The sequence below is a fragment of the Hymenobacter sp. genome (assembly GCF_035709525.1).
GTDB lineage: Bacteria > Bacteroidota > Bacteroidia > Cytophagales > Hymenobacteraceae > Hymenobacter.
This window is the reverse complement of record NZ_DASTEP010000067.1, coordinates 41687-51177: the sequence shown is the minus strand read 5'-3', so window position 1 is coordinate 51177 and position 9491 is coordinate 41687. Positions and strand designations below refer to the sequence as shown.

The following is a 9491-nucleotide window of genomic DNA, read 5'->3' as shown; positions in this document are numbered from 1 at the left end:
AAAACGGCCCGGCGCGGGCCGGCATGGCCCCCGGCGGCGGGCGGCCACCCGGCAAAAGTAGCCCGCCGCGCCCTTCGCCCGGCCAGGTAGTGGCGCTCAACAACCCCCGCCCCGGCCGGTTCGTTTGTAAGACCCAGCTTCGGCCGGCTGGCCGGGGCTGCTTTTTGCTTTACTGCTTATGCTGAAACTACCTGCCTTCGCCCCAGCCACGCTGCTGGCCGCCGCGCTGCTCGTGCTGCCGGGCTGCAACAAGAAAACCATCGCCCTGCTGCAACAGCAAAACGCCGACCTCACCAAGTCGCGCGACCAGCTGCAACTTGAAAAAGACGCCTTGCAGCGCGATAAAACCAACTCCGAGAACAGCCTCACCAACCGCCTGCTCAGCAAAGACCAGCAGGTAAGCCAGCTCAACCAGGCGCTGGGCAACACCGAGCAGGACCTGGCTGGCAAAAACGCCCGCATCGCCGAAATGCAACGCATTCTGGATGAGAAGGATGCCGCCACCAAAGCCCTGCGCCAAAAGGTGAGCGACGCGCTGCTGGGCTTCAACTCGCAGGACTTGCAGGTGAACGTGAAAAACGGCAAGGTCTACGTGTCGCTCTCCGAGCAGCTGCTTTTCAAATCGGGCTCGACCAAAGTTGACCCCGCCGGCCAGGACGCGCTCATCAAGCTGGCTAACGCGCTGACGGGCAACAAGGACATCAACGTGCTCATCGAAGGCCACACCGACAACGTGCCTATCAAAGGCGTGGTAAACGGGGCCCGCGACAACTGGGACCTGAGCGTGCTGCGCGCCACCGAAATCACGCGCCTACTGGTGTCGGCCGGCATCGCGCCCGAGCAGATTACGCCCTCCGGCAAAGGCCAGTTTTTGCCCGTAGCGGCCAACGACACGCCCCAGAACAAGGCCCTCAACCGCCGCACCGACATTATTTTGACGCCGAAGCTCGATGAGTTGTTCTCGATTTTGAATACGCAGTAAGACGCTGGCCGTAGTTTAGCGCACAGCGCGCAACTGCTGGCCGATAACGAATGCCGTCTCCAGACTGCCGGATTAATTACGCCTCTCAACATATCTAATCCGGCAGTCTGGAGACTGCACTCATCATAGTAGCTGGCAGTCGTGCCGCTGCACGGCTAAGACTACCGCCAGGCCATCCACCTTAATTGTCAGCATATTCAGCGAGGGCATATTGCCCAGACGGTACCTACCACTACGCCGCCAAGTAATAGCGCAGTACTACATACTACCAGCACCACCGTCAGTATAATATGCTGCTTTTTACTGTATTCAGTATGCCGTTGGCATTCTTGCTGAAAGGCCAGCGAATTCAGTATCCGGGCTGCCAGCTTATCGGCAAAAACAGGAAAGACTATATAACTGGTGGCCAATACTAAAAGCGGCACTGGAAGGCGAAGTTTGCTAACAAACAAGCCCCCAAATAACGCTGCCCCTGCAACGGCGGTAGCCAAGAAACTAAAGACACCAGCGGCCTTTATCTTTCTGGCTTCGACATTCTTAACCCACACTAATAAGTAGCAGTAAGTTAGTACCTTGCTCAGCATAGAATAATTCTACTACGCTTACAATCCATACCGCGAGAGCAGATAAATCAGCGACGCCATACTGGCCCCGCCTAGCTCCAGCTCGCGGCGGTTGACTTGCTCGAAGGTATCGAGGCCCGAATGGTGCAAGTCGAAGTAGCGCTGCGAGTCGCCGTCGTAGCCGAAAAGCGCGGTGGGGCGCACGGTACCCACCAGCGGCTCGATGTCGGTGCCAGCGTGGCCGGGCGTGAGCGAGTTGGCATGGTAGGGCGCCAGCAGCGGGCCCCAGGCGGCCACTTTTTTGAGAGCGGCGGGTGTAGTTTCGGCCGTGAAGCCGCGGGGCGTGAAGCCACCGCCGTCGCTCTCGATGGCGGCGAGGTGGGTTTCGTGGTTTTGCTTGGCCAGCTCGGCGTATCGCTGGCCGCCGCGGGTGCCGTTTTCCTCGTTCATAAACAGCACGGCGCGCACCGTGCGCTCGGGGCGCAGGCCAGCGGCCTTTAGTAAGCGCACGGCCTCAATGCTTTGCACCACGCCGGTGCCGTCGTCGTGGGCACCCTCGGCGAGGTCCCACGAGTCAAGGTGGCCACCCACGGTGATAATCTGGTCGGGGTATTTAGAGCCGCGCACCTCCCCTACCACGTTGTAGCTGGTTTCGTCGGGTAGGGTTTCGCAGCTCATTTCCAGCTCAAACTGCAAGTTAGCATCGGCTTTCAGGAGCTGGCTGAGCTCGTCGGCGGCCTGGGTGCTGAGGGCCGCGCCGGGTACCTGGGTGGGCGTATCGCCGTAGGCCGTGGCCCCGGTGTGGGGGTTGTTGTCGCGGGCGCTGGTGAGCGAGCGCACGAGCGCGCCCACCGCCCCGCGCCGGCCGGCCTCGGCGGGGCCGCTACGGCGCTGGTCGCCGGCGCCGCCATAGGCCGCGCCCGGCTCGATGAGCGCGTCGTTGAAGGGGCGGTTGAAGAAGATGAATTTGCCTTTCACGGCCGCGTCGGGCAGGGCTTTGAGCTCGGCCAGGCTTTTGACCTCAACCACCCCGGCGCGCAGCTTGCCGCCCGTGCCTACCGAGCCGCCGAGGGCGCACACGGCGGCGGGCACGCTGCGGCCCTTGTTGCCGATAATCTGGCCTTTTTCCTTGCTGCCGCGCACCCAGTGCGGCACCCGGCACTCCTGCAAGTACACCTTATCGAAGCAGTTAGCTTTCTCCATCGTGAGCTTGCCCCAGGCCACGGCCTGCGCCGCCTGCGGCGAGCCCGACAGGCGCGGCCCCACTTTTTTGCAGAGGTAGCGCAGGTTTTCGTAGCTCTGGCCGCGTAGCAGGGCCTCGTCGTATATTTTGCGGAGCGCCAGCGAGTCGGTTTTGGGCGCGGAAGTCAGGTTTTGGGCGCGAGTGGGCGTGGCCCTGGCCAGCAGGCCGGCCAGTAGCAGAGAAGCAAGTAGCCGCATGGGTTTTGTAGATTCAGTTTTCAATAAATTTCTGGGTTAGCGCATGCTAGCGCCGCTTATCAGCGGGGCGGCCGCGCCGTAGCGGCTCACCTTGAGCCGGGCCGGCCGGCCCTCGCGCAATTCCACCTTGAATAAGTAGTCATACTCCTCATCTTTAATCTCCAGCATGGGCGCTTTCACGCCCAGCGCGGCCAGCAGCGGCAGCAGCGTATTGGAGTGGCCCACCACTACTACCGTGTGGCTGGGGTACTCTTTGTAGAGCCGGATGGCGAAGGCATCGGCCTCTTTAGGGCTGTAAACCAGGGGCGTGAGGTGGGTGGCCTGCGCCAGCGGGGCCAGCGTGGCGCGGGTGCGGCGGGTGTCGGTGGTGAAGAGGGCCACCGGGTGCTTGCCGGCCAGCTTGCTGGCCAGGGCCTGGGCGCGGGCCTGGCCGGCGGGCGTCAGCAGCGGGTCGGCCACGCCGGGCGTGGGGTCTTTTTCGCCGTGGCGCACTAGGTAAATAATCGTGGCGGGCGGCCCGGCCAGCGCCGGGCGGCTGCCCAAGGCCAGCACCAGGCCAAGCAACGCGCTCAGCAGAAAGCGTTTCATATTTCGCGGATTGAAAAGTCAGCAATGACTTTGCAAAGTACCACGTTCGGCGGGTTTGGGGCGCGGTTGGGCCGGCGGCGGACATATTTCGCCCAACTTCATCAAACCGACAGCCAATCTTCATCTTCACCTTAACGCTTGCTTCCGTATGTTGTAGTATCATTCCCCTTTCCCCTCCCCGACACTATGCACGTTTTGCTGGTTGAAGACGAAAAAAGCCTGCACCAGGAGGTGCGGCAGTTTCTACAACAGGCTCAGTACCTGGTCGATTCGGCCTACACCTACGCCGAAGCCTCGGAAAAGCTCTACGTCAATTCCTACGACTTCGTGCTGCTCGACCTGGGTTTGCCCGGCGGCGATGGCCTCGATTTGCTGCGCGACAGCCGCCGCAGCGAAAAGCAGGAGGCGTCGTTTATCATCCTCACGGCGCGCGGCGACCTCGACGACCGCATCAAAGGGCTCGACCTGGGGGCCGACGACTACCTGCCCAAGCCCTTTTCGCTGCTCGAGCTCACGAGCCGGATGCAGGCCATCACGCGCCGCAAGTTTGGGCTGAAGCGCTCGGAAATCACCTTCGGCGATGGCTTCGTGATGGACGTGACCGCCCGCACCGTGCGCCACGGCGCGCCCGACTCGCCCGAGGTGCCGCTCACCAAGAAGGAGTTTGACTTACTGCACTACTTGCTGCTGCACAAAGGCCGGGTACTCACGCGCTTGCAGCTCGGCGAGCATCTGTGGGGCAATGTGCTGGAGGACGACTCGGATTCGAACTACATCGACGTGCACATCAAAAACGTGCGCAAAAAGCTGACCCAGTTCGGCTCGGCCGACTTTATCGAAACGGTGCGCGGCATCGGCTACCGGGCGGTGTAGGGCACTGGCAGTTTTGGGCAGTGCAAAACGGCCGTCATGCTGCGCTCCGCTCAGCATGACGGTTTTATTTTTAGCCTTCCTCCTATCCTACCTAAAATGAGACTCCAAACCAAGCTCGGGCTTTTCAACGGCCTTTCCAAGCTGCTGCTGGTGGTGCTGGGGGCGCTGCTGATTCCGCCCGTGGTGCAGCAGGTGGCCGTGGCCCACACCGACCAGCGCCTGCAAGAGAAAAAGCAAGAGGTACTCGACCTCATTGCCCGCGACGGGCTGGCCACTTTTTTACGCGAAGAGCACAACGAAACTTACGCCGACTACAACATCCTCAAGCAGGAGTACATCACCCTTACGCCGCTGCTGGCCAACGACAAAACACCGCCCACCGAGCGCATTTTTGAGGAGCCGCGCCAGGTGGGCAAGGCCGTGGAAGACTTCCGCATTTTGAGCTACGTGGCCCCGCCGGGCGCGGGCCGGGCCGAGGCCGCCCGCCGCTACCGCCTCGAAATCGGCTCGTCGCTGGGCACCGTGGAGCTGCTCACCGACACGCTACGCTCGCTGGCCTTGTGGGTGCTGGTGGCGGGCGCGGCGCTCACGGTGTTTGTCGATGCTGCTTTTGCGCACTACCTGCTGCGCCCGCTGCGCGAGCTGATTTCGCGCAAGCTGCGGGGCATCCGGCAGCCGGGCGAGTTTTCGTTTGCCCGGCTCGATACCGATACCACCGATTTTCGGCACCTTGACGACTCGCTTTCCGCCCTTATGCGGCAGTTGCAAGCTTCGTTTGAGAAGGAACGCGAGTTTATGAGCAATGTCTCGCACGAATTGCTGACGCCCACCAGCATCCTGCAATCGCGCTTCGAGAACATGCTGCAAGACCCTACCCTGCCCGAAACCCACGCCCAGCAGATAGTGGAAAGCCAGCGCACCCTCTACCGCCTGCGCAACACGGTGCGCACGCTGCTGCTTATTGCCAATATCGAAAACGACCAGTACCTGCGCGATGCCAGCGTGAGCCTCCGCCAAACCGTGGCCGACGTGGCCGAGGAGCTTGATGACCGCCGCCAGCAACGCGAAATAACGCTGCACGTCGACCTCAGCCCCGACTACGTGGTGCCCCAGGCCAATGCCACGCTACTGCACACGCTGCTGCGCAACCTACTCTCCAACGCCCTCAAATACAACCACGAGGGCGGCCAGGTGCGCGTGCTGGGCCGCCCGCGCCCCGAGGGCGGCTACCAGCTGCGCGTGGAAGACGACGGCCCCGGCATTGCCCCCGACGACGTGCCGCTGCTCTTTGACCGCTTCCGGCGCTTCCACGCCACCGGCCCCAAGTCGCCCGAGGGCTACGGCCTGGGCTTGCCCATCGCGCAAACCATCGCGCAGTTTCACAAGGCCGTGCTACGGGCCGAGTCGGAGCTGGGCAAGGGCACAGCGTTTGTGGTGGAGTTTGCGGGATGAGGTGCTTTAATAGTCGTCTATCTTGAAAAGTGCTGTATCGAACACTGCTTCATTGTGATTATGATAGAGCTTACGTTGGAATCGCTTACCGTTACGCATTCTATATACCTCTATTTCGCCATTTCCCATATTATACTCCAGCCCTGCCGTTTGTTCTATTGAATCTCCACGCCAGTGGTATATCCTCTTAGAATGAACGCTAAACGCCCCACCAAAATAGAATGAATGCAATTCTTTTTTATTCCAATCATAGCTTATATTATGCAAAGATAAATTTGGTCGATAATGCATAACTCCTGCACTATCACTTATGAATACATAGGGCAGTTTTTGCCCATGCATATTAGCGTTTCCATAGACTATAAAATCGTCTTTATTATCCCCATTCAAATCATCCTTCTTAAAATCAGAAGCATAATCAGCAAAAGTAAATCTACCAGTTAATTGCGTAGTTGAATGAATCGATTGAAAAAATAATAAGACAGAATCAGTAATTGCCACAACTCCTATTTTATCAGTACCCAAATTCTCTCCATATAATACGTATCGGGCGCTATCACCTCGACTAACAAACTCACTCAAATGCATGTATTTATACAAGGAATCGGTTAATGATTTTTCTGATGTTGCTGTCAGAATAGTTGCCGCTGCTTGATTATCTGCATGCTTATTACCACTGCCCTGGCAAGAATAAGCTAGGCAGCCTAGAGAACAGACTACTAGTTGTTTCAAAAAACACCGATTTATCGTAATAGTATTCATACTAAATTTCTATCCCGCTACAGGTAACGTCAACGTCAACTCGGTAAACTCCCCTTCCTCACTGTCCAGCGCAAACGTGCCGCCGTGGCCCTTCGTGATAATGTCGTGGCTGAGCGACAACCCCAGACCGGTGCCTTCGCCGGTGGGCTTGGTAGTGAAAAAGGGCTGCAACACCTTCTGCCGAATGGCCTCCGGGATGCCGGGGCCGTTGTCGCGAATCTGGATTTTGACCTGGCCCACCTCGCGCTGGGTGCGCACCTGCACCTCGGGGTGGTAGGCGGGGCCAGCGATGCGCGCCTTCTGCTGCACGGCGTAGAAGGCGTTGGTAAATACGTTGAGCAGCACGCGGCTGAGGTCTTGCGGCACGGCGGGCACCGGGCCGAGGCCGGGGTCGAGGTGCAGCAGCAGCTTAGCTTCGAAGGCTTTGTCTTTGGCGCGGGCGCTGTGGTAGGCGAGCTTGCCGTATTCTTCGAGCAGGGCGTTGACGTCGGTGGGCGCTTTCTGGCCGGTGCTGGTGCGAGCGTGCTCCAGCATCCCCTTCACGATGGCCGAGGCCCGGCGGCCGTGCTGGTTGATGCGCAACAGGTTCTGGTGCACGTCGGCCAGCAGTTCGTCTTCCAGGGCCAGGTCGGGGGTGGGCTGGCGGCGCTGCTCCAGCAGCTCATCGAGCAGTTCGGTACTTACTTCGGAGAAGTTGTTGACAAAGTTGAGCGGGTTCTGGATTTCGTGCGCGATGCCAGCCGTGAGCTCGCCCAGGCTGGCCATTTTTTCGGATTGAATAAGTTGGCTCTGCGCGGTTTTCAGGTCGGCCAGGGTCGCCTGCAGGGCATTTTTCTGCTCTTCGAGCGCGGCATTGGCCCGGCGCTGGGCGCGGCTGCTGCGGTACAGCAAAAACGCCCCCATCGCCAGCATACCCACCACCGCGTTCAGAATTATTACCAGCAGCTTTTGCCGCCGGGCGGCCTGCTGGCGTATCTGCTGCTCTTTAGTAAGGTATTGAATGCGTGCTTCTTTCTTTGATAGATTCTGGCGGTATTCGAGCGCGGCCAGGCGGCGGGTGGTGGCCTCGGCGGTGAGGCTGTCCTTATAGGCGTTGTATTGCAGGTTGTACTGGTAGGCCCGCGCGTAGTCGCCCTGCTGGGCAAAGGCCGCGCTCAAGGCCTGGGTTTTGTCGCGCAGCTGGCGGCGGGCAGCCAGCTGGCGCACCACCTGCGGCGAGCTGCGGCGGTCGGTGAGCAGGGTATCGAGCCACTTGTCGGCCAGCGTAATGCGCGGCAGGCCATATACGCTCGTCGGTGCGCCGGGCAAGGCGGGCGGCGGCAAAGCCGCCAGGCTGCGCAGCGCCCGCCGCTCGGTGGGGGCGCTGGCCTCGGGCTCTTTGGCAGGCTGGTTTTGGGGCCGGGCAGCACCCAGGGCGGTGCTCAGCGCCTGCAGCAGCGGGGCGTAGAAGTCGCTCAGCCCGGCCGACTGCCTGGCCAGCCGGGCTTGCAGCTGGCCGACTTGCCCCAGCGCCCAGCCCGCTTCGGCGGCATCGCGCAGGGAGGCGGCCAGCTGCGCGGCGTCTTGCACCAGCGCGGCGGCCGGGCCGGGCGCCTGCGGCAGCCGGGCGGCGGCCAGTTGGCTCAGGGCCACTGCTTGGCCAGGCACGTAGGCCAAGCGGCGGGCCTGCGCCAGCAGCGTATCGGGCGGGGCGGGCGGGTTGTCGGGCCGCTTGCCGGCTTGCTCCAGCGCACTCTTCAGGTGCTGAACGTTTAGGGACGACGTGCTGCCGGGGTTGGGAGCGGGGGTTTCTCCGTTTTGCATCAGGCTGATGCTGCCGTTGACGGTAGCAGCTTTCAGCAGCGGGCCACCGCCCTGGCCGAGGCTACCGCTGGCCTCCTTGCGCCGGCCCACCGGCACGGCGAGCCAGCCTTTGGGCAGGCTACCGGCCTGAGTGCTCAGCAACAGTCGGGCCGAGTAGCCGGCCGGCACCTGCCACCGCACGCCGCCGTTGGTGGTACGCACGTCGAGCCCCTCGCCTACCCACGCGCTGCCGCCGAGCGCCAGGCTGAGGCTGCCGTTCACGGTTTCGCCCGCCACCCGGCCGCCCAGGTCGCGCAGCGTCACGTCGCCGTTTTGGTTATGAAACTCGATGTTAGCCTGCACGTTATCGATACGAATGCTACCATTGCCCGACGTGACGACAAGCGCCGTTTGGCGGGGCACGAATAGTTCGTAGCGCACCATGCGCTCGAGGCTGCCCTCGGGCAGAATGGCGCGCAGCACATTACCCGCCGCTACAATACTGATGGCCTGCACGCGCGCCTGGGCTTCCTCCTGGGTGCGGCCGCCGCATTGTACCAGGGCTTTGATGCGAATATCGGGCCCGGCCCAGCCGTGGATGGTAGTGCCCCCATTGCCGCCCTCAATGAGCAGCGCCTGGCCCACGGGCGCGGGCATGGTCAGGTCGCGGATTTCGCAAACCTGCTGCTTGTCGCGCCCCACCCGCGCGCCCGGCTGGCACGCCAGCGAAAACGCCGGCTCGGCCGGGGCCTGCGCCGCGCCCGAAAAGCACACGCCTCCCAGCAAAAGTACGACCAGCAAAATTCTGAATAAATATACTCGCATAACGTCGCCGAAAGCCTCGCCACCACCAGCAGGCGCGGGCCGACAAATAACCTACCGGCCGGGCATTCATTCGTTACGGCCGCCAGTTATTTTAATTCTATCCCGCCACACCCGGCAAAACTATCGGCAACGATTGCTACTTACGGCTCACTAGCCGCTTGCTACCAAAGCGGCGGCTTTTGGTACTGTGCGCCTTACGCACCACCTCAACACCTAGCGTAACT

The 9491-nt window shown here is 61.3% G+C and carries 9 protein-coding genes; 4 read left to right on the top strand and 5 right to left on the bottom strand.

Annotated features, from left to right (window positions below; genetic code table 11):
* Together VFO93_RS06360 and VFO93_RS06355 are read left to right on the top strand one after the other, a co-directional pair.
* The coding region (locus VFO93_RS06360) for a hypothetical protein (protein WP_325133509.1) at nucleotides 1–185 on the top strand (185 nt) is incomplete at its 5' end.
* Nucleotides 179–982, top strand: coding sequence for an OmpA family protein (locus tag VFO93_RS06355; RefSeq protein ID WP_325133508.1), 804 nt, complete (start codon nucleotides 179–181; stop codon nucleotides 980–982). The genes VFO93_RS06360 and VFO93_RS06355, both read left to right, overlap by 7 nt.
* A 197-nt stretch (nucleotides 983–1179) precedes the next feature.
* Here the strand turns inward: VFO93_RS06355 and VFO93_RS06350 are convergent, their stop codons facing one another.
* Genes VFO93_RS06350 through VFO93_RS06340 form a run of 3 tightly spaced genes read right to left on the bottom strand, consistent with a single transcriptional unit; the run spans nucleotide 1180 to nucleotide 3573 of the window.
* On the bottom strand, nucleotides 1180–1566 hold the full coding sequence (locus VFO93_RS06350; RefSeq protein WP_325133507.1) for a hypothetical protein: 387 nt from the start codon (nucleotides 1564–1566) through the stop codon (nucleotides 1180–1182).
* 18 nt (nucleotides 1567–1584) lie between these two features.
* Nucleotides 1585–2985, bottom strand: coding sequence for a M20/M25/M40 family metallo-hydrolase (locus VFO93_RS06345; RefSeq protein WP_325133506.1), 1401 nt, complete (start codon nucleotides 2983–2985; stop codon nucleotides 1585–1587).
* A gap of 36 nt (nucleotides 2986–3021) precedes the next feature.
* On the bottom strand, nucleotides 3022–3573 hold the full coding sequence (locus VFO93_RS06340; RefSeq protein WP_325133505.1) for a histidine phosphatase family protein: 552 nt from the start codon (nucleotides 3571–3573) through the stop codon (nucleotides 3022–3024).
* A gap of 186 nt (nucleotides 3574–3759) precedes the next feature.
* On the opposite strand from VFO93_RS06340, the gene VFO93_RS06335 reads away from it, so the two are divergent.
* Nucleotides 3760–4446 (top strand): response regulator transcription factor, encoded by a 687-nt coding sequence (locus tag VFO93_RS06335; RefSeq protein ID WP_325133504.1) that lies wholly within the window; start codon nucleotides 3760–3762, stop codon nucleotides 4444–4446.
* Between the two features lie 96 nt (nucleotides 4447–4542).
* A complete protein-coding gene (locus VFO93_RS06330) occupies nucleotides 4543–5898 on the top strand; it encodes a HAMP domain-containing sensor histidine kinase (RefSeq protein WP_325133503.1) in 1356 nt (451 codons plus the stop codon).
* A 6-nt stretch (nucleotides 5899–5904) separates the two neighbouring features.
* Here the strand turns inward: VFO93_RS06330 and VFO93_RS06325 are convergent, their stop codons facing one another.
* On the bottom strand, nucleotides 5905–6630 hold the full coding sequence (locus VFO93_RS06325; RefSeq protein WP_325133502.1) for a hypothetical protein: 726 nt from the start codon (nucleotides 6628–6630) through the stop codon (nucleotides 5905–5907).
* A 39-nt stretch (nucleotides 6631–6669) separates the two neighbouring features.
* Nucleotides 6670–9243, bottom strand: a complete 2574-nt coding sequence (locus VFO93_RS06320; protein WP_325133501.1) for an ATP-binding protein — start codon at nucleotides 9241–9243, stop codon at nucleotides 6670–6672.
* Nucleotides 9244–9491: the final 248 nt, after the last annotated feature.

What these genes read in the sequence shown, in the direction of transcription:
- VFO93_RS06355 (WP_325133508.1), top strand. Translation starts at nt 179, where the DNA reads ATGCTGAAACTACCTGCCTTCGCCCCAGCCACGCTGCTGGCCGCCGCG.
- VFO93_RS06350 (WP_325133507.1), bottom strand. Translation starts at nt 1,566, where the DNA reads ATGCTGAGCAAGGTACTAACTTACTGCTACTTATTAGTGTGGGTTAAG.
- VFO93_RS06345 (WP_325133506.1), bottom strand. Translation starts at nt 2,985, where the DNA reads ATGCGGCTACTTGCTTCTCTGCTACTGGCCGGCCTGCTGGCCAGGGCC.
- VFO93_RS06340 (WP_325133505.1), bottom strand. Translation starts at nt 3,573, where the DNA reads ATGAAACGCTTTCTGCTGAGCGCGTTGCTTGGCCTGGTGCTGGCCTTG.
- VFO93_RS06335 (WP_325133504.1), top strand. Translation starts at nt 3,760, where the DNA reads ATGCACGTTTTGCTGGTTGAAGACGAAAAAAGCCTGCACCAGGAGGTG.
- VFO93_RS06330 (WP_325133503.1), top strand. Translation starts at nt 4,543, where the DNA reads ATGAGACTCCAAACCAAGCTCGGGCTTTTCAACGGCCTTTCCAAGCTG.